General features: G+C 70.6%; 20 protein-coding genes. 8 read left to right on the top strand and 12 right to left on the bottom strand.

All coding sequences use genetic code 11. From position 1 onward, the window contains the following. A partial coding sequence (locus EBE87_RS29650) for a hypothetical protein (protein ID WP_233553335.1) occupies window positions 1-234 on the top strand: 234 nt, incomplete at its 5' end. Between the two features lie 37 nt (window positions 235-271). On the opposite strand, the gene EBE87_RS08650 is transcribed toward EBE87_RS29650, so the two are convergent. Further along, window positions 272-1,249, bottom strand: coding sequence for a tripartite tricarboxylate transporter substrate binding protein (locus EBE87_RS08650; protein WP_120639663.1), 978 nt, complete (start codon window positions 1,247-1,249; stop codon window positions 272-274). A 143-nt stretch (window positions 1,250-1,392) separates the two neighbouring features. Beyond that, window positions 1,393-2,283 carry a LysR substrate-binding domain-containing protein gene (locus tag EBE87_RS08655; protein WP_120639664.1) on the bottom strand — a complete coding sequence of 297 codons (891 nt, stop codon included), beginning with the start codon at window positions 2,281-2,283 and terminating at the stop codon, window positions 1,393-1,395. 135 nt (window positions 2,284-2,418) lie between these two features. On the opposite strand from EBE87_RS08655, the gene EBE87_RS08660 reads away from it, so the two are divergent. From EBE87_RS08660 to EBE87_RS08670, 3 genes are all read left to right on the top strand, one after another. Beyond that, complete coding sequence (locus EBE87_RS08660) at window positions 2,419-2,661, top strand: DUF1127 domain-containing protein (protein WP_120639665.1); 243 nt, start codon at window positions 2,419-2,421, stop codon at window positions 2,659-2,661. A 101-nt stretch (window positions 2,662-2,762) separates the two neighbouring features. Beyond that, complete coding sequence (locus tag EBE87_RS08665) at window positions 2,763-3,137, top strand: MAPEG family protein (protein WP_120639666.1); 375 nt, start codon at window positions 2,763-2,765, stop codon at window positions 3,135-3,137. A 75-nt stretch (window positions 3,138-3,212) separates the two neighbouring features. After that, complete coding sequence (locus tag EBE87_RS08670) at window positions 3,213-4,643, top strand: M20 family metallopeptidase (protein WP_120639667.1); 1,431 nt, start codon at window positions 3,213-3,215, stop codon at window positions 4,641-4,643. Window positions 4,644-4,778: 135 nt separating this feature from the next. Here EBE87_RS08670 and EBE87_RS08675 read toward each other — a convergent pair whose 3' ends face one another. The 8 genes from EBE87_RS08675 to EBE87_RS08710 form a co-directional block, all read right to left on the bottom strand. Beyond that, window positions 4,779-5,915 carry a carboxylate-amine ligase gene (locus EBE87_RS08675; RefSeq protein WP_120639668.1) on the bottom strand — a complete coding sequence of 379 codons (1,137 nt, stop codon included), beginning with the start codon at window positions 5,913-5,915 and terminating at the stop codon, window positions 4,779-4,781. Between the two features lie 163 nt (window positions 5,916-6,078). After that, a complete protein-coding gene (ahcY, locus tag EBE87_RS08680) occupies window positions 6,079-7,380 on the bottom strand; it encodes an adenosylhomocysteinase (protein WP_120639669.1) in 1,302 nt (433 codons plus the stop codon). A gap of 93 nt (window positions 7,381-7,473) precedes the next feature. Then, the gene (locus tag EBE87_RS08685) at window positions 7,474-8,103 is read right to left on the bottom strand and encodes a hypothetical protein (protein WP_120639670.1); all 630 of its coding nucleotides are present in this window, start codon (window positions 8,101-8,103) and stop codon (window positions 7,474-7,476) included. Window positions 8,104-8,117: 14 nt separating this feature from the next. Next, the gene (gene ptsP, locus EBE87_RS08690; protein WP_120639671.1) at window positions 8,118-10,037 is read right to left on the bottom strand and encodes a phosphoenolpyruvate--protein phosphotransferase; all 1,920 of its coding nucleotides are present in this window, start codon (window positions 10,035-10,037) and stop codon (window positions 8,118-8,120) included. Then, window positions 10,027-10,296, bottom strand: coding sequence for an HPr family phosphocarrier protein (locus EBE87_RS08695; RefSeq protein ID WP_120639675.1), 270 nt, complete (start codon window positions 10,294-10,296; stop codon window positions 10,027-10,029). The genes ptsP and EBE87_RS08695 overlap by 11 nt, the downstream gene beginning before the upstream one ends. An 89-nt stretch (window positions 10,297-10,385) precedes the next feature. Next, window positions 10,386-10,850, bottom strand: a complete 465-nt coding sequence (locus tag EBE87_RS08700) for a PTS sugar transporter subunit IIA (protein ID WP_120639672.1) — start codon at window positions 10,848-10,850, stop codon at window positions 10,386-10,388. A 43-nt stretch (window positions 10,851-10,893) separates the two neighbouring features. Next, entirely contained in the window at window positions 10,894-11,916 is a 1,023-nt protein-coding gene (rapZ, locus tag EBE87_RS08705; RefSeq protein WP_233553336.1) for an RNase adapter RapZ, read from the bottom strand. Further along, window positions 11,913-12,362 carry an HPr kinase/phosphorylase gene (locus EBE87_RS08710; protein WP_120639673.1) on the bottom strand — a complete coding sequence of 150 codons (450 nt, stop codon included), beginning with the start codon at window positions 12,360-12,362 and terminating at the stop codon, window positions 11,913-11,915. The genes rapZ and EBE87_RS08710 overlap by 4 nt, the downstream gene beginning before the upstream one ends. Before the next feature lie 113 nt (window positions 12,363-12,475). Between EBE87_RS08710 and EBE87_RS08715 the strand changes: the two genes are divergently transcribed. Further along, window positions 12,476-13,435 carry a threonine/serine dehydratase gene (locus EBE87_RS08715; RefSeq protein WP_120639674.1) on the top strand — a complete coding sequence of 320 codons (960 nt, stop codon included), beginning with the start codon at window positions 12,476-12,478 and terminating at the stop codon, window positions 13,433-13,435. Between the two features lie 237 nt (window positions 13,436-13,672). On the opposite strand, the gene EBE87_RS08720 is transcribed toward EBE87_RS08715, so the two are convergent. Beyond that, window positions 13,673-14,563, bottom strand: coding sequence for an EF-hand domain-containing protein (locus tag EBE87_RS08720; RefSeq protein ID WP_122139952.1), 891 nt, complete (start codon window positions 14,561-14,563; stop codon window positions 13,673-13,675). Further along, entirely contained in the window at window positions 14,560-16,092 is a 1,533-nt protein-coding gene (locus tag EBE87_RS08725) for a hypothetical protein (protein ID WP_147426238.1), read from the bottom strand. Before EBE87_RS08725 ends, EBE87_RS08720 begins: the two co-directional genes overlap by 4 nt. A 145-nt stretch (window positions 16,093-16,237) precedes the next feature. Here EBE87_RS08725 and EBE87_RS08730 point away from each other — a divergent pair, with 145 nt between their 5' ends. The 3 genes from EBE87_RS08730 to EBE87_RS08740 are packed head-to-tail and all read left to right on the top strand — an operon-like array spanning window position 16,238 to window position 19,331. After that, on the top strand, window positions 16,238-17,221 hold the full coding sequence (locus tag EBE87_RS08730) for a Bug family tripartite tricarboxylate transporter substrate binding protein (RefSeq protein ID WP_120640954.1): 984 nt from the start codon (window positions 16,238-16,240) through the stop codon (window positions 17,219-17,221). A gap of 55 nt (window positions 17,222-17,276) precedes the next feature. Next, a complete protein-coding gene (locus EBE87_RS08735; protein ID WP_233553474.1) occupies window positions 17,277-17,780 on the top strand; it encodes a tripartite tricarboxylate transporter TctB family protein in 504 nt (167 codons plus the stop codon). A 3-nt stretch (window positions 17,781-17,783) separates the two neighbouring features. Beyond that, window positions 17,784-19,331: a tripartite tricarboxylate transporter permease gene (locus tag EBE87_RS08740; protein ID WP_122139953.1), complete on the top strand. Its 1,548-nt coding sequence runs from the start codon at window positions 17,784-17,786 to the stop codon at window positions 19,329-19,331. Window positions 19,332-19,355 lie beyond the last annotated feature (24 nt).

Here is a 19,355-nt window from a genome sequence, read left to right on the forward strand (position 1 = left end):
GATCCATCGCCAATAGACGCCAGATCAAACCTTCCAAAAGCAATTCATACTTCCAGAAAACCAGATGCAATTTTCAAAGATCAAACCGACGACTTCATCGGCCGGGGGCCTTATCTGGCGATCTCTCGACCACCTGTCAACCCCTGGCCTCAGCCAATCATCGTCCGTTCGCCGTTAGCAGCGCCAACCGGCGGCGTGGGGCGGCTTATATGCCCCTCCGCCACCCTTGCCTAGTGCCTTTTTGACCTTTCCGCTTCCGTTGCGAAATGGCTCAGCTATCGGCCTGGATCTTGTTGGCGCGGATCACCTCGCCCCAGCGGGTGATCTCCCGCTGCAGGAAGGTGCCGCATTCGGCCGGGGTGGAGCCCACCACGTCGGCCCCCTGCTCCTCGATCTTCTGTCGCACGTCGTTGTCGGCCAGCACCGTCATCAGCGCCGCATGCATCTTGTCCAGGATCGGCTTCGGCGTGCCGGTGCGGCCCAGCAGCGCCCACCAGGTCGGCGCCTCGAAGTCGCCGACGCCCTGCTGCGCGAAGCTCTTCACGCCCGGGACATGCCGGGTCTCCCCCCGGGTGGTCACGCCCAGCGGGCGCAGCACGCCGGCTTTGATGTGCTGGCTGATCACCACGACGTTGGACATGAAGAGCGGTACATGCCCCGCCACGGCATCCTGGGTGGCCGGGCCGCCGCCCTTGTAGGGCACATGCACCATACGGAAGCCGCCCACCTGCTGCAGCAGGGTGGTGGCCACATGCGCCAGGCCGCCGACGCCGGAGGTGGCGTAGTTCAGGCTGTCCGGGTCCTTCTTCGCCGCCGCCACCACATCGGCATAGGTCCGGAAGGGCGTGCTGTGATGCGCCACCAGGGCCAGCGGGCCGGTGGCCACCAGGCTGACCGGGGCGAAGGCCTCCATGGTGTGGAAGGGCAGCTTCATCACGCTTTCATTGGTGGCCTGGGTATCATAGGCCAGCATCCAGGTGGTGCCGTCCGGTGCCGCCCGCGCCGCCTCGATGGCGCCGATCGAGCCGGAGGCACCGCCCCGGTTGTCGATCACCACCGGCTTGCCCAGCACCTCCTGCAGCTTGGGCTGGATGATGCGGGCCACCGTGTCGGTGCTGCCACCGGGCGGCCAGGGCACCACCAGCCGCAGCGTGCGGTCCGGCCAGGCTTCCTGCGCCCGCAGCAGGCCCGGCATCGCCAGCCCCGCCGCCGTCAGCGCCAGCAGGCCCCTTCGATCGGTTGTCGTCATTCTTGCTACTGCTCCCAATCCCGAAGTCCCCCTGGGGGCTTTTGCCATCCTTGCGGGGAATGCCGCGAAAGGCGCCGGCGCTCCGGCTCCCCGCTTCATTACGGATCAGTGCAGCACCCAGGTGCCCCACAGGGCAAGCACGATCAGTCCTCGCGGTCGGGCAGGCCGCCGGGTTCGTGGCGGAAGCTGTCGATGATGTGCCGCTCCAGCGCCTCGGTCACCGGGGTGTCGCTGCCGCTGGCCAGGGCGATCTCGAATTCGGGCAGCGGCGGCAGCCCGTCCGATTCGCCCAGCACCCGCAGCCCCGGCGGCAGGGGCGTGGCCAGCCCCACCGTGATGGCCAGCCCCGCCAGCACCACCGCATGCGTCCCCATCTGGGAGGAGGAGCTGTAGGTGACGCGCCACGGAACACCGGCCGCGTCCAGCGCCGCCGTGGCCGCCCGGCGCCAGATGCAACTGGAATGCCCGAGCGACAGCCGCAGCGGCGAGAGCCGGTGGATGGCATGGGCGGAAGGCCCTACCCAGTGCAGCGGCCCGCGCCAGAGGGAGGTGCTCTCCGGCTCCCGCCCATGGCCGGCGGAAAAGATGGTCAGGTCCAGTTCCCCGTCATCCAGTCGTTCCAGCAATTCGTTGGAGGGGGCGCAGATCACCTCCATCTCCACCGCCGGGTGGCTTTCGGCGAAGCGGGCCAGGATCTCCGGCAGCCAGACCAGGACGTAGTCGTCCGGCGTGCCCAGCCGCACATGGCCGGTGATGTCGGGGGAGCGGAAATTGGCCAGGATGTCGTCATGCATGGCCAGCCAGGGCCGTGCCCGCTCCAGCAGCCAGGAGCCATGCGGGGTCAGGGAGAAGCCGTTGCGGCCGCGCAGCAGCAGCGGCTGGCCCAGTGCGTCCTCCAGCCGCCGCATCTGCATCGAGACCGCCGACTGCGTCCGCCCCACCCGCTGGGCGGCGCGCGTGACGCTGTTTCCCTCGGCGATCAGCACGAAGGAGCGCAGCAGATCCGGGTCCAGGCCAGGCGGCAGGGCGAGCATGGGCACATCATCAACAACGTTGATGCCGCACGGCAAAACAATTCGTTTTCGTTATTTCGTTCGCGGCCGCAGCATCCGCCATGCCGAGGGGTACAGGATCCCCGGCAGAAGAACGGAGCTTGAAAGGTCCTTCCAATGTCCGCCCATCTTGGCCACGCCTCCTCCCTGCCTTCCGCGCAGAGCAGCGCCACCGGCGCCCAGGGCTGGTCCGCCCATTTCCGCCGCGCCGTCACGGCCGTCGAGACGCGCCTGCAGCTGCGGGATTTGGACGAGCATATGCTGCGCGACATCGGCATGACGCGCCACGATGCCCTGCTGGAGGCCGCCCGAGCGCCCTGGGATATCGGCCCGGACGGCAAGCCGCAGCGACGGCCCTGACCCTGCCGCCGGGGGAAGCCCCCCTCCCCCGGAAGCCGCCGCCTGGACAGCCGGGCGCCGGGGCGGTCTGCTAGCCCCTTCCCTCCCCTGAAGGCGGCACCATGACCCTGGCGAACTGGATGATCCTGGCGGCGGCGCTGCTGCCCTATCTGGCGGCGGTGGTCGCCAAGGCGGGCGCCGCCGGCTTCGACAACAGCGCCCCGCGCGCCTGGATGGAACAGCAGGGCGGTTACCGGCAGCGGGCCGACTGGGCCCAGCGCAACCATTTCGAGGCCTTCCCACCCTTCGCCGCCGCCGTGATCCTGGCCCAGATGGCCAGCGCGCCGCAGGAGCGGATCGACCTGCTGGCCCTGGCCTTCGTGCTGCTGCGGCTGGCCTATACCGGCGCCTACCTCGCCAATCTCGCCACACTGCGCAGCCTGCTCTTCGGGCTGGGGATCGGCTGCGTGGTCTGGCTCTTCCTGCTGCCGCTCTAGCTGGGCCAGCACGCCGCTTGACGCATGGGCGTGCCGGCGCCACTCCCGCCTCTCCGGGCAAGCAGGAGCATGGCCATGCGCAACACCGAAGAGATCTGGCATCTGGTCGATACCAAGAAGGATGCCTTCACCGACCTCAGCGACCGGGTCTGGGGCATGCCGGAACTGCTCTACAACGAGCACCGCTCCTGCGCCGAACATGTCGCGATGCTGGAGGAACAGGGCTTCCGCGTGACGCGCGAGGTCGCCGGCATCCCCACCGCCGTGATGGGCGAGGCGGGCGAGGAAGGCCCGGTCATCGCCTTTCTCGGCGAATACGACGCCCTCCCCGGCCTGTCCCAGGAATCCGGCGTGGCCGAGCCGCGCCCGGTGGAAGCCGGCGGCCATGGCCATGGCTGCGGCCACAACCTGCTGGGCGCCGCCGCCCTGCTCGCCGCCACGGCGCTGAAGGACCACCTGGAGCAGAACGGCATCAAGGCCCGCGTGCGCTACTATGGCTGCCCGGCCGAGGAAGGCGGCGCCGCCAAGACCTTCATGGTGCGCGCTGGCGCCTTCAAGGACGTGGACGCCGCCATCACCTGGCACCCCTTCGCCTGGGCCGGCGTGCAGGAAGCCGATTCGCTGGCCATGACGCGGATCGACTTCTCCTTCACCGGCCGCAGCAGCCACGCCGCCGCCGCGCCGCATCTCGGCCGCTCCGCGCTGGACGCCGTCGAGCTGATGAATGTCGGCGTCAACTACATGCGCGAGCACATGCCCTCGGACGCGCGCATCCACTACGCCTACCTGAACGCCGGCGGCATCGCCCCCAACGTGGTGCAGGGCCAGGCCAAGGTGCGCTACGCCGTGCGCGCCCATACGCTGCACGAGATGTTCGCGCTGATCGAGCGCGTGAAGAAGATCGCGGACGGCGCAGCGCTGATGACCGAGACCACGGTCGAGAGCCAGATCCTCTCCGCCACCGCCAACCTGCTCGGCAATGCGCCGCTGGAGGAGGTGATGCAGCGCAATTTCGAACGCCTCGGCCCCGTGCCCTTCGACGAGGCGGATCGCGAATTCGCCCGCCAGATCCAGGCAACTCTCTCGCCGGCCGATATCGCCAGCAACTACAACCGCTCCGGCTTCAAGCCGCGCAGCGACGAGCCGCTGGCGGAGAAGATCCAGCCCCCCATCGCCGAGCGCAGCGGCGCCAGCCTGCTGGGCTCCACCGACGTGGGCGATGTCTCCTGGGTGGTGCCGACGGTGCAGGCCAGCGGCGCGACACTGGCCATCGGCACGCCCGCGCATTCCTGGCAATGGACGGCGCAGGGCAAGATGCCGGCGGCCCACAAGGGCATGACGCATGTGGCCAAGGTGATGGCCGGCACCGCCGTGGACCTGATCGAGAACCCGGAGCTGCTGGCGGCCGCCAAGGCCGATCTCGCGGCGCGCACGGAAGCCACGCCCTATGTCTGCCCGATTCCGGAAGGGGTGCAGCCGCCGCTGAAGATGGCGACGGGCGGCTGAAGGCCGGGGGAATGAATTCCCCCGGACCCCCTTCTTTTTTTCTTCGAGTTGCGGCTGCGCCGAAGGATTCGGCCCTGCCACCGGAGGGTCAGGCCAGACCCGAAACCTGAAGAAAGAAGAAGGGGTTCGGGGAATTCATTCCCCGACCTTCTCCTCCCCCCGCGTCGTCCTCGCCAGCCAGTCCACCACCGCCCCCAGCGCTTCCCGCTCGCTGGCGCCGCCCTGGCGTGCCCGGGCGAAGACCGTCGCCTGCCGGTCAGCGCTGGTGCCTTCGCTGGCGATGCGGCGCAGGGCGCTGATGTCCGGCGCGCAGCCAAGCGCCTCGGCATCCTCCGCCACCAGGGCCAGCAGGGTGTCCAGCGCATCGGCGAAGGGCACCGCCTCCCCCTTGGCCTCGTCGATCAGCATGGCGCGGGCGCCGTCGCGCTGCGCGCGCCAGAGGTTCTCGGCCACCAGGGCGCGGGAGGTGCCGGTCATGCCCCGGTTCAGCTCCGGCCGCCGGTCGGCGCACCGCACCAGGCAGCGGTAGAGCGCGGCGATGGCGATGGTATCCTCCAGCCGGGTGCAGGCATCGGCCACGCGCAGCTCCAGCGTCGGGAACTTGATGGAGGGGCGCAGCGTCCACCACAGGAAGCTGGCATCCTTGATGGCGCCGGCGCGGGTCATGATCTCCACGTAGCGGGCGTAATCCTCCGCGTCGTGGAAGAGGTCGGGCAGGCCGGTGCGCGGCATCTCGCCAAAGACCGAGAGGCGATAGGCGGCGAGGCCAGTCTCCTGCCCCTGCCAGAAGGGCGATGAGGCGGAGAGCCCCAGCAGCAGCGGCATGAAGGGCATCAGCCGGTTCATAAGGTCGATGCGCGCCTCAGGGCGCGGCACCTCGACATGCACGTGCATGCCGCAGACCACGTTGCGGCGGCCCAGCATCCGCAGGTCCCGCATCAGGCCTTCGTAGCGCTCGGCCTCCGTATGGTCCTGGCTGGACCACTGGGCCAGGGGGTGGGTGCCGGCGGCCAGCACCAGCACGCCATGCTCCCGCCCGATATCCGCCAGGCCACGGCGCAGGCCGGACAACACGCCACGCGCCTCGGCGAAATCGGTGGAAGGGGGCGAGGCGACTTCCACCTGGCTTTGCAGCAGCTCGCGCTCGGCCTCCGGCAGGCGGTCGCGCACGGCGGCATGGAACCCGGCCACGGTGGGGCCGGGGGTGCCACGGGTGGTGGCATCGGCGAGGAAATACTCCTCCTCGATGCCGAAGCGGTAACTGGCGGTCACGGGCGCTCCCCTCGCAGCAGGCCGCCAGGGCGGCGGGCGAGGATGGCAACAAACCGACGCGCTGAAGGTTTCCCATGGAACGCGAACCGCCGCTCCCTCTTGCGGGAAGCGGCGGCGCGGCAGCCAGACTGGCGCGCCGGGGCACGGGCCCCGGCGGCTGGTCTCAGTAGCGGTATTCTTCGTGCTTGAAGGGGCCGGAGACACCGACGCCGATGTACTCGGCCTGCTGCGGCGTCAGCTTGGTCAGCTTGGCGCCGACCTTGGCGAGGTGCAGCGCCGCCACCTTCTCGTCCAGCTTCTTCGGCAGGGTATAGACCTTGTTCTCGTAGTTCTTGTGGTTGGTCCAGAGCTCGATCTGCGCCAGGGTCTGGTTGGAGAAGCTGGCGGACATCACGAAGCTCGGGTGGCCCGTGGCATTGCCCAGGTTCACCAGCCGGCCCTCGGACAGCACGATCAGGCGCTTGCCGTCGGGGAAGATCACCTCATCCACCTGCGGCTTGACGTTGTCCCACTGGAAGTTCCGCAGGGCGCCGATCTGGATCTCGGAATCGAAGTGGCCGATGTTGCAGACAATGGCGCGGTTCTTCATCGCGCGCATGTGGTCCAGCGTGATGACATCGACATTGCCCGTGGCGGTGACGAAGATGTCGCCGCGCGGCGCGGCGTCTTCCATCGTCACGACCTCATAGCCTTCCATCGCGGCCTGCAGGGCGCAGATCGGGTCGGCCTCGGTCACCAGCACGCGGCAGCCGGCATTGCGCAGCGAGGCGGAGGAGCCCTTGCCCACGTCGCCATAGCCGGCGACGACGGCGACCTTGCCGGCCATCATCACGTCGGTGCCGCGGCGGATGGCGTCCACCAGGCTCTCGCGGCAGCCATAGAGGTTGTCGAACTTCGACTTGGTGACGCTGTCGTTCACGTTGATGGCCGGAACCTTCAGCGTGCCCTTCTTCGCCATCTCCCACAGGCGGTGCACGCCGGTAGTGGTTTCCTCGGACAGGCCGCGCACGTTCTTCAGCAGCTCGGGGTACTTGTCGTGCATCAGCACGGTCAGGTCGCCGCCGTCATCGAGGATCATGTTGATCTCCCAGCCATCCGGGCCGCGGACGGTCTGCTCGATGCACCACCAGAACTCCTCCTCGTTCATGCCCTTCCAGGCAAAGACGGGGATGCCGGCGGCGGCGATGGCGGCGGCCGCATGGTCCTGGGTGGAGAAGATGTTGCACGAGGACCAGCGGACCTCGGCGCCGAGCGCGGTCAGCGTCTCGATCAGCACGGCGGTCTGGATGGTCATGTGCAGGCAGCCGGCGATGCGGGCGCCCTTCAGCGGCTGGGAGGGGCCGTATTCCTCGCGGATCGCCATCAGGCCGGGCATCTCGTCCTCGGCCATCGAGATCTCCTTGCGGCCCCATTCGGCCAGGGAGATGTCCTTCACCTTATAGTCGGCAGTCATGGTCGCGCTCATACGGCAGCCCTCTCGAAGATGGGGCGCGGCGTAACATGCCCTGGCCGGCATAGCCAGCAAGACCGACAAGATATCAGGATATCTTTATGTATCTCAGGTCGGGTCCATCAGGCGGGAGAGGAAGGTGACCATGGCATCCATGTGGCTCACCCCGGCGCGCGGCCGCAGCAGCCAGAGCGACTCGGCCTGGGCCTCGGCCTCGAAGCAATCCAGGATGGGGCCGTAATTCCCCATCCGCTCCGGCAGCATGTCGTGCACCATCAGGCGCAGGCCGCGCCAATCCTCCCGCACCAGCAGGGCCGAGAGAGCGGAGGCGACGCGGAAGCGGCCATCCACGAAGACGAGGTCCGGCACCTGCCGCCGCCGCTGCCATTCGGCCCAGGGCGCGCGCAGGTATTGCGGCCAGAGCTTCACCGCGCCCGTGCCCTCGGGCGCGCCCCAGTTCCCGGTGGGGCCGATATCGCCATGCAGGGCCGCGATCCGTCCCGCGGCGATGCCGGGGGCGATCTCCTCATGCGCGCGGATGCTTTCCACCCAGCGGCGGTCGGAATCCACGGCCACGACCGTCTGGAACCCCACGCGCGCCGCTTCCAGCGTCGAGCCGCCCATGCCGAATTCGGCATAGCGGCGGGCACCGCCGCGCAGCCAGGCGCGGAAGGCTTCCAGCTCGACTGGGCTCATATGCGGCGGGCCGAGCCGCGCCGGGGCGATCGCCTGCTCCATGGCGGAAGCTCCCCTCAGCCGTCCTGGCCGAAGCCCATCACCAGTTCCTGGATGCGCTTCGGATCGCCCTGCTCCATCACCCGGCGGGCGAAGCGGGCGCAGTCGTCGATCTTCAGGCTGCGCACCATCTGCTTCACGCGCGGGATGGCGCTGGCATTCATCGACAGTGCCCGGATGCCCAGGCCCAGCAGCAGCGGCACCAGGCGCGGATTGCCCGCCATCTCGCCGCAGACCGAGACCGGCATGCGCAGCCGCAGCGCCGCCTCGGTGGCGAACTGCACCAGCCGCAGCACCGCAGGGTGCAGCGGGTCGTAGAGGTGGGCCACCTCCGCCTCCGCCCGGTCCACCGCCAGGGTGTACATGGCCAGGTCATTGGTGCCGATGGCGAAGAAATCGGCTTCCAGCGCGATGGCATCGGCGGCCAGCGCGGCGCCGGGCGTCTCGATCATGGCGCCCAGCAGCGGCATCTTCTCCGGCAGCGGCACGCCCTTGCGGCGCAGGCGGCGGCCCACGCGCTCATAGATCTCGCGCGCCTGCCGCACTTCCTCCGGCACCGTCACCATCGGCAGCAGGATGCGGATCTGGCCGGCGGGCGCGCCCTGCCCCGTCACCTGCTGAGCGGCGGTGCCGGCCACGCGCAGGATGGCGGCGAACTGCGCCTCCAGCAGTTCCGGCTTCTTCAGCAGCATGCGGATGCCGCGCAGCCCCAGCGCCGGGTTCGGCCCGGCATGGAAGGGCCCGATGCCCTCCGCCAGCGCCTCCATGTCCTTCTCGCCGCCCCAGTCCAGCACGCGGATGGTGACGCAGTCGCCCGCCATCGCCTCCACCACCTGGGTATAGGCGGCGACCTGGGCATCCTCGTCCGGCAGGTCCTCGCGGTTCATGAAGAGGAATTCGGTGCGCAGCAGCCCGATGCCCTGGGCACCGGCCTGGGCGATCAGCGGCAGCTCGGCCGGGATCTCCAGATTGGCCTGCAGCTCCACTTCCTCGCCATCCTGCGTGATGGAAGGCAGGCGGCGCAGCTTGGCCAGCCGCGCCTTTTCCTTGGCATAGGCGGCCAGGGCCTCCCGCCCCGTCTCCAGCGCGGCGGCGCCGGGGCGGAGCACGATGGTGCCGGCGGCGCCGTCCAGCACCGCCTGGTCGCCCCGGGTGGCGGCCTCGGTCAGGCCGGCGCAGCCCAGCACGCTGGGAATGCCCAGCGCCCGCAGCATGATGGCGGTATGGCCATCGGCGCCGCCCTCGTCGGTGGCAACGCCCGCGATGCGGGTGGGGTCCAGCAGCGCGGCATCGGCGGGCGTCAGCTCCTCCGCCACCAGGATGGCGCCGGCGGGCACGTCCTTCAGGCTGCGGAAGGGGGTCGCGGTCAGGTTGCGGGTCAGGCGGCGGGCGATCTCCCGCACCTCCCCGGCGCGGCGCTTCAGCCCGGGCTTGTCATCGTCCTTGGTGGCCAGGATGGTGGCGGCGATGCTCTCGGCCTCGTCCTGCACCGCGGTCTCGGCACCCAGCAGCTCCTCACCGATGCGGCGGCGGGCGCCACGGATCAGCCGGCTGTCGCCCAGCATCATGGCATAGGCGTCGAGCAGGGGCTCCAGCTCCTCCTGCGCTTCCTCGGGCAGCACGCCCAGGCGCGCCTTCAGCTTGGAGACCTGCTTGCGGCTGGCGGCGACGGCGGCGGCCAGGCGCTGGCGCTCACCATCCACCTGCCCCGCCTGGATTCTGCGGCGCGGCGCCTCGGGCGGCACCTCGCTGGTATCAAAGACCGCGCCGATGATCACGCCCGGAGAGACCGGGATGCCCTTGATGGTGAGTTCCCGCGCGCGGCGGGACGCCGCCGCTGTCTTGCGGCCACCCTCGGCGGCCTTGGGCGCGGCGGTGGATTTGGCGGCCCCGTCGGGGGCCCTGGCTACGGTGCTGCGGCTGCCCTCAGTCTTCATGGAATCCGGCCTCGATCAGGCCGGCCACAGCATCGAGGGCTTCACGGGCGTCCCAGCCTTCCGCGTCCACCACCACCTCGCTGCCTTTGCCGGCACCCAGCATCATCAACCCCATGATGGAGCATGCGGGTACGGTCTGACCATGGCGGGAAACATTTACGCAGGCTGAAAAACGCTCGGCGGTGGTCACCAGCTTCGCCGCCGCCCGCGCATGCAGGCCCCGGCTGTTGCTGATGGTCACGGTGCGGCGCAGCACCATGGGGTTATCGGCCCCCGGCTGTGCCTGGGCCTCGCGAAAGGAATCGGAGGGCGCGAGGAGGACAGGGCGCAGGTGCGGGGACAGGTTCATCAGCTCGTTCCGGCCTTGCCGTCGGCACCGCACAGGACCATCGGCTCCGGCGGGGTGCAGCGGCTGGGTGTGGCGCAGGAGATGTAGCGCCGCCCCGCAGACATGGCGTGTTCCACGGCTTCCGCCAAGGGCTGGGCGCCGCGAACCCGCGCCAGCTTCACCATCAGCGGCAGGTTGATGCCGGCGATCACCTCGATCGGGCCGCCGGCCAGCGAGGGCTCCTCGGCCACCGCCGTGGCGAGGTTGGAGGGGGTGCCACCGAACATGTCGGTCAGGATCACCACGCCGTCGCCCTGGTCCACCGCGGCGACGCAGTCGCGAATGTCCTGCCGGCGGCCCTCCATGTCGTCCTCCGGGCCGATGCAGACCGTGGCGACGCCGCGCTGCGGCCCCACCACATGCTCCATCGCCAGGCGCAGCTCATCCGCCAGACGACCATGGCTGACCAGGACCATCCCGATCATCGCACGGCCGCCGCGACAGGACAGCACGTCATGAAAAGGCGCATCATTGCGTACAAGAAGAAGGGGCCTCCCGACCCGCAGGGGAAACAAGGGCAGCCGGGCCATCCCCGGCCCGCTGTGGCATGGGGCTCCCGGCCCCTGCCTGATCTTTGTGGACACTCTCCGGCCGGGTGAGCTCCCGATGGGTGAGATCAACCCGCCAGCCGCCACGCGCCAGATGAGCCGCCAGCATTTCCGCCAGCAGGACCGAGCGGTGTTTGCCGCCGGTGCAGCCCATGGCCACAGTGAGGTATTTCTTGCCCTCCGCCGCATAGCGGGGCAACAGCGGGTCCAACAGCGCCGTCATGCGTTGCCAGAATGGATCGAACGCCGAATCCTCTTGAATAAAGGCGGCGACCTTCCCATCCCGCCCCGTCAGGGGGCGCAGTGCCGGGTCGTAATGCGGGTTGCGCAGGAAGCGCAGGTCGAAGACCAGGTCGGCCTCCCGCGGCAGACCCTTGGGGAAGGCGAAGGAGAGCACGGCCACGGCCATGCCGCCCACGCCGCTGTCGCGGAAGCGCTGCTCGATCTGCCGGCGCAGGTCCGGCAGCGGCAGGTCGGAAGTGTCGATCACCGCATCCGCCACTTCCTGCAGCGGCGCCAGCAGGGCGGCTTCCCGCGCGATGCCATCGGCCACCCGCGCGCCCAGCGAGCCGCCGGGAGCCAGCGGATGCCGCCGCCGGGTCTCGGAAAAGCGGCGCAGCAGCACCGCCTCGTCGGCCGTGGCGTAGATCAGCTGCGGCGCGATGCCCGGCACCTGCCGCAGCCGACCCAGCAGCGCCATCACATCGGCGGTCTCGAAGCCACGGGTACGGGCATCGACGCCAGCCGCGATCGGCACGCTGCCGCCTTCCCGCACCACTTCCTCCAGCACCGAGAGTGGCGGGTTGTCCACCGTCTCGAAGCCCAGGTCCTCCAGCATGCGCAGGATGGAGGACTTGCCAGCGCCGGAAAGGCCGGTGACCAGCACCACCGGGCGCGGCGTGCCGCGGGCCGCGCCGTCCGGCTCCGGGGGAATATTGCTCATGCCGCCGACAATGCGCCGGCGTGCAGCGCGTAGCGCGCCTCGGCCACGCCCAGGGCCAGCTCGATCTTGGCGGGGGCGGAGCATTCGAAGGCATGCAGCGCCAGCAGCGGCAGGTCGCGGCCTAGCACGGTGAAGACACGCGGCTCCGGCAGCCGGGGCACATCCTCCCGCCCCACCAGCAGCACCGCCAGGCGCAGCTCGGCCGGCCCGTGCGGCAGGCTCTGGAAGATGCCGATGCCGCGCACTTCCAGCATCCCGGCCAGCTCCGCCGGCGCTTCCGCCAGCACCGCCTCACCCTGCGCCGAAAGCGCCACCTGATCGTCAGCCACCAGTTGCCAGCCGCGCTGCATCAACCGCAGCAGCAGGTCGGACTTACCGGACCCTGGCACCCCCAGGAACAGGACCCCTGCCCCGCCGGATGCGGCGCAGCTTCCGTGCTGCAACATGTCGGCCCCCGCTTCCCGCGTGAAATATCGGGAAATATGGCACTTTTTGGGCAGGGGCCACAAGGGCACCACCGGTTGCACTCTTCGCGGCGGGGATGCAACCCTGCCGCGACATGACCGACCTCGCCAATGACACCACCCCGCCCGTCACGGGCGACGCGATCCGTGCCGCCGCGCGGCGGATCGCCCCCTATATCCGCCGGACGCCGCTGCTGCGCCTGCCGGCCCAGGCGCTGGGCACGCCCTGCGACCTGGTGCTGAAGCTGGAGCTGCTGCAGGCCAGCGGCTCCTTCAAGCCGCGCGGCGCCTTCAACCGCATGCTCTCGGCGCCGCTGCCGAAGGCGGGGGTCATCGCGGCCTCCGGCGGCAACCACGGCGCGGCAGTGGCCTATGCCGCCCAGGCGCTGGGCGTGCCGGCTGAAATCTTCGTCCCCGAGATCACCGGCCCGGCCAAGGCCGCCCGCATCCGATCCTATGGCGCCCATCTGGTGCAGGGCGGCGCCGCCTATGACGATGCCCGCCGCGCCAGCGAGGCCCGCGCCGCCGAGACCGGCGCGCTGCAGATCCACGCCTATGACCAGCCCGAGGTCCTGGCCGGCCAGGGCACCCTGGCGCTGGAGCTGGAGGAAGACGCGCCGGAGCTGACGCATGTGCTGGTGGCCACCGGCGGCGGCGGGCTGATCGGCGGCATGGGCGCCTGGTACGCCGGCCGCGCCAACCTTGTCAGTGTCGAGCCCGAAGGCTGCCCCACCCTGCACACCGCCCTGCGCGAAGGCCGCCCCACCCCCGCCCCGGTGGGCGGCGTGGCGGCGGACAGCCTGGGCGCAAAGCAGGTGGGGGAGACCATGTTCCCCATCGCCCGCCGCTTCGTGCAGCAGGCGGTGCTGGTGCCGGACGATGCCATCCGCGAGGCCCAACGCCGGCTGTGGGAAGCCTGCCGGCTGGTGGCCGAGCCAGGCGGCGCCACCGCCCTGGCCGCGCTGCTCTGTGGCGCCTTCGTGCCACCGGAAGGCGCGCGGGTTTGCGTGGTGGTCTGCGGCGCCAATACCGACCCAGGCAGCGTGCTGGACTGAAGGCTGGAGGGGCGCAGCCCCTCCAGGCCACCCCGCCGGGGTGACAGTGTCACCCCGGACCCCGCCATCTGTTGAGCGCTGGGACGCGGTGATCCAGCCAGAGAATCGAAGGTGTAGGCGCCTAGAGACTCGGCAGGCATTTCATTTTTTGAACAAATTGAACAGCGGGGTCCGGGGGGGACTTTCCACCCCGGCAGGGTTCCAAGGGGCGGCGCCCCTTGGCCCCGGCTCGCCGGGTCATTCCTGCTCGAACAGCAGCCCCTCGACCACGCCGCGCAGCAGCGCCACGCCTTCCTGCAGTCCCTGCATCCGCACCGGCCGCCCATCCGCCTGGCCGGTGGCGCGGCCGAAGCCCAGCCGGTCCTGCGCCAGCTCGGCCGCCGAGAGCTTGCCGTCGCCGTCGTAATCCAGGCTTTCCATCAGCAGCCGGCCCATGGCCACGCCGGCCAGTAACCCGCCACCGCCGGTGGCCAGCACCGTCTCGGGCGTCGCGTCCTCGGCGGCGGCCAGCAGCCAGGAGGCGCCGCGCACCAGCCGGGCGATTTCCGCCACCGAGAGCTTGCTGTCGCCGGAAATGTCGCCTTCGCGGATCACGGCCGCGACGCAGGCCTCCGGGCTGGGCGCGGCGGGGCCGCAGGCGGCTTCCAATCCTTCCAGGGCAGAGAGGAAGGCCACGCCCTCGCCATGCAGCGCGGCCAGGCCGGGCGGCGCGGCGGGGCAGCGGTGCCAGGACTGCACGGGCGTTGCGCCGGGCAGGCGGTCGTCGCGCAGCTTGGGCTCGGGCTCGGCGGTTTCCAGCGCCTCGGCCGTGCCGCGCAGCAGGATGCGGGGGGCCTCGGCGCCACGGCCGGTGCCCAGGGTCCAGCCTTCCTGGAGGCGGGACTGGGAAAAGCGGATCAGCCGCGCCGGGCCGTTGTCCGGCAGGCGCACGGCGGCGCGGGCCGTCAGGTGCAGCGCGGCGGAAGGGTCGGCGCAGGCCCCCTGGTACCAGGGGCCGCGCAGCGGCTGGGGCACCGGGGCCTGGATGGCGGGCGGCGCCGGCTGCTGCGCCAGGGCCGGGCCGGCGGCCAGGGGCGGCGCCAGCAGCAGCACGGCGGCGGCGCGGAAGGTCTTCAGGCTGGGCATCATGGCAGGGCCACCTCGGCGCCGGAGCACAGGTTGAAGCCGGGGCGGGAAATCTCCCGCCCGTCGCGGAAGACAGCGGAAAGGGTCACGGTGCAGCCGACGCCCTCGGGCGGCTGGAAGTCCAGCGCCTCTCCCTGGCCCAGTACGGTGGCGCCGAGGCGGTCGGGGCCGCGCGGCGCGCCCTCGGGCGCCACATAGAGCTCCACGATGGGCGAAGGCCCGGTGTTGCGCAGCCGCACGCTGCCCTCGCGCGGCGGCGCGCGCTCGATCGGGCCGGGGTTGCGGTCCAGCTTGTCGGCCAGCACCCAGTCGGGACGCAGCACGATCAGCTGCGTGGCGCAGATGTCGATGCCGCGCCGCTCCTCGGCGCTGCCATTGCCGAAGACGATGCGCAGGTCGATCTCGCAGCCGCCCTGCAGCACCACTTCCTGCCGCCCGCCGCGCTCCAGCGTGCCGGTCAGCCGGTCGTCGCCCCATTCGGCGTCATTGGTGCCGGAGGCATAGGCCTCCTCCACCGCCGCGCTGTGGCGGTTGACCAGCACGAAGGCACGCTCCGGCTGCCGTGCGATGCCGCTGCCGTCGAAGAGCACACGGCCGGTGCCGCCGCAAAGCTCCACGCCGCGCTTCTCCTCGACGCTGTCGTCGTCATAGGTGGCGCGCAGGTCGGCCTGGCAGGCACGGCTGCGCAGGCGCATCGGGAAGGTGTCGCCGGCCTCCAGCGTGGCGCCGCCCAAGCGGTCGGGGCCCCATTGGTCCTGCGGGCGCGTCTCGCCCGGCTCCAGCGGCGGGGCGGCCATCAGGCTGCGCATCACCCGCCCGGCGCCATTGGCCACCTCCAGCTCCCGCCGGGGGATGGAGGGGTCGCCAAACACCACGCGGGCGCGGCGGCAGAGGTCCTGGCGCGGCTTCTCCTCCACCGAATCATCCTCGAAGACGCCGATCAGGTCATAGACGCAGTCGCGCACCCGGCCGAGGCGGAGGTTGAAGGTGGAATCCGGCCCCAGCACCTCGGCGGTCAGCCGGTCCTGCCCCCGGTCAGAGGGATTGCGCCGGTTGCCGGAGGGGATGGCATAAAGCTCGCGCAGGGTTAGGTCGGTGGCATTCTCCACCACCGCCTCGCGCAGCGGCACGCCGGGGTCGCCGAAGGTGACGCGGCCAACCTTGCAGAGATCCACCCCGCGCTTCTCCTGCGCAGTGCCATCGGCCAGCACCACGCGCACGTCGAACAGGCAGAGCGACTGGCGGCCCAGCGAGACCCGGAGCGTCGCGCCATTGGGCAGCGTCTCGGCGCCCAGCAGGTCGGTGCCCGGCTCCACGCTGCCGGTGGGGGTGACATAAAGCTCGTGCAGCGCCAGGCCCAGTTCATTGGCCAGGAAGAAGGTCCGCTCCTGCGCCTGGCGCGGCGCCTGCGTCGGGCCTGCGGCACGGGGCCCGGCCGCCGGCACGGCGCCACTCGGCCGCTGGGCAAAGCCCGGCGCTCCCGGCGCTCCCAGCAGCGCCAGCACACATCCCACTGCAAGCCAGATACGCATCCAGATCCCTGCCCCCGCATTGCAGCATGGGCGGGGCGCCCGCCCCGGTGCAAGGGTGCCAAGGTTGCTGGATTGCCATTTGCCCGGAGCGTGTTCTTCGCGCAACCTGACCGCACCAGAATCAACGAGCCGAGGAAACCTACTCATGCTGGCCCGCCGTCAACTCCTGTCCACCGCCGCCCTGGCCACCGCCGGCGTGGCCCTGGGCCTGCCGCTGTTTTCCTCCGCCGCTCGGGCGCAGGAGATGTTTTCCTCCCTGAACGTCTTCATCCCCGCCGGCCCCGGCGGCGGCTGGGACGGGCTCGGCCGCGCCATCGAGCAGGTGGCGCGCCAGGCGGGCATGGTCGGCACCTTCCAGTTCGAGAACGTGGGCGGCGCCGGCGGCACCGTGGGCCTGCCGCGCTTCGTGGCGCAGCGGCGCGGCCGCGGCGATGCCATCATCGTCGGCGGCGCCATCATGGTGGGCGCGGTGCTGGCCAACCGCTCCCCCATCGGGCTGAAGGACACCACCCCGCTGGCGCGCATGACCACCGAGCCCAGCGTGATCGTGGTGCCCGCCAACAGCGACATCAAGGACATCAAGGGCCTGCTGGCGGCGCTGAAGGACAATCCCGGCGCCACCTCGGTGGCCGGCGGCAGCGCGGGCGGCATCGACCACATCATCCTGGGCCTGATGCTGAAGTCGCAGGGCCGCTCGGCCAAGGATGCCTCCTATGTCGCCTTCGCCGGCGGCGGGCCGGCCCAGGCCGCCATCCTGGGCGCCCAGGTCAAGGCCGGCATCTCCGGCATCTCCGAATTCGCCGAGCAGGTGAAGGCCGGCCGCATGCGCGCGCTCGCCACCACCGGCGACAAGACCAGCCTGGAAGGCGTGCCGACGCTGAAGGAAAGCGGCATCGACATCGTCATGGGCAATTGGCGCGGCATCTTCGGCCCGCCCGGCATGAAGCCGGCGGACAAGGAGAAGATGGTGAAGTTCCTCACCGACCTGGATGCCGCCCCGGGCTGGCGGGAGATGTGCGAGCGCCAGGGCTGGGACCGCGCCTTCCTGGCGGGCGATGCCTTCGCGAACTTCCTGAAGGAAGACGAGGCCGCCACGGCCACCGTGCTCAAGGAAGTCGGGCTGGTCTGAGCCGCTGGAGAGCCGGCCCGGCGGGTGCGGGCCGGCTTGAAACAAGGGGGATGGCGTGAGTGAACCAAGGACAGGCTTCCTGAAGCCTGGGGCCGGCCCCGACCTCGCGGTCGGGGTCTTCGTGGTGCTGCTGGGGCTGCTGTGCCTCTGGCAGGCCAGCATCATCCCGGCCACGCCGCTTTACGCGCAGGTCGGGCCGAAATTCGTGCCCTATCTGGTGGGGGCGCTGGTGGCGCTGATCGGCGCCGGGCTGGTGGTGCAGGCGCTGCGCGGCGGCTGGTCCGCCGAGATGGAGGAGGTGCGCGACGCGCCGCCCACCAACTGGCGTGCCCTCGGGCTGGTGGGCGCGGGGCTGGTCGCCAACCTCGTGCTGATCGACACGCTGGGCTTCGTCTTCGCGGCCACCGTGCAGTTCGCGCTGGTCTCCGCCGGCTTCGGCAGCCGCAACCTGCTGCGGGACGTGCTGATCGGGCTGGCGGTTTCGCTGAGTGCCTTCCTGGCCTTCGACAAGCTGCTGGGCGTCGATATCGGCGCCGGCATCCTGGAAGGGATTCTGTAAGTCATGGATGTCTGGTCCGGGCTCGCCCTCGGCTTCGGCAATGCGCTCACCCTCACCAACATGGGCTGGGCGTTGCTGGGCTGCTTCCTGGGCACCGCCATCGGCGTGCTGCCGGGCATCGGCCCGGCGCTGACCATCGCGCTGCTGCTGCCCATCACCTTCAAGGTCTCGGCGACGGGCGCCTTCATCCTGTTCTGCGGCGTCTTCTACGGCGCCATGTATGGCGGCTCCACCACCTCCATCCTGCTCAACACGCCGGGTGAATCGGGCTCCATCATCACGGCGCTGGAAGGCGCCAAGATGGCCCGCAACGGCCGCGCGGGTCCGGCGCTCTATACCGCGGCGGTGGGCAGCTTCGTGGCCGGCACCATCGGCACCCTCGGCCTTTCCTTTCTCGGGCCGCTGGTGGTGGACCTGGCGCTGAAGCTGGGGCCAGCGGAATATTTCTCGCTGATGGTGCTCTGCTTCGTCACCGTCTCGGCGGTGCTGGGCAGCTCGGCGCTGCGCGGGCTGGCCGCGCTGGGGCTGGGGCTGATGCTGGGGCTGATCGGCATCGACCTGCAGACCGGCCAGCCGCGCATGACCTTCGGCGTCATCGAGCTGCTGGACGGCACCGACGTGGTGCTGGTGGCCGTGGCGCTCTTCGCGGTGGGCGAGACGCTCTACCTCGCCTGGCGTTACCATGACGAGCACGCCCAGGTGCGCGAGATCGGCCGGCTGTCGATGTCGAAGGAGGACTGGAAGCGCTCGGTCGGCCCCTGGTTCCGCGGCGCGGCCCTGGGCTTTCCCTTCGGCGTCATGCCGGCCGGCGGCAGCGAGATGCCGACCATGCTGAGCTATTACTTCGAGCGGAAGCTGGTGCGCCCGCAGTTCCGCAAGGAATTCGGCACCACCGGCGCCATCGAGGGCGTGGCGGGGCCGGAGGCAGCCAACAACGCGGCGGCCGCCGGCATCCTGGTGCCGATGCTGACGCTGGGCCTGCCGACCTCCGCCACCGCGGCCATCATGCTCTCGGCCTTCCAGTCCTATGGCATCCAGCCGGGGCCGATGCTCTTCACCACCCAGGCCGACCTGGTCTGGACGCTGATCGCATCCCTCTACATCGCCAACATCATGCTGGTGGTGCTGAACCTGCCGCTGGTGGGGCTCTGGGCGCGCATCCTGAAGATCCCGCAGCCGCAGCTCTACGCGGGCATCCTGGTCTTCGCCACCATCGGCACCTACGGCATCAGCAACAGCGTGGTGGACCTCGTCATCCTCTACACGCTGGGCGTCATCGCCATGTTCATGCGGCGCTTCGACTTCCCCACCGCGCCGGTGGTCATCGGCATGATCCTGGGCCCGATGGCGGAGCAGGCGATGCGCCAGGCCCTGACCATCAGCCAAGGCGACTGGTCCACCTTCGTCACCCGCCCCGTCTCGGTCTGCATCCTGGCGCTGGCGCTGGTGGCGCTGGTGGGGCCGCGCCTCTACGGCCTGGCCAGCCGCCGCCGCGCCCTGGCCGCGCGGGCGGAGGCCGGTGGCCCCACCGCCGGGCCGCCGCCGGGCTGATGTCACCAGGGGCGGCAGGCCACC

Source organism: Teichococcus wenyumeiae, assembly GCF_003696345.1.
Classification (GTDB): Bacteria; Pseudomonadota; Alphaproteobacteria; order Acetobacterales; family Acetobacteraceae; genus Pseudoroseomonas; species Pseudoroseomonas wenyumeiae.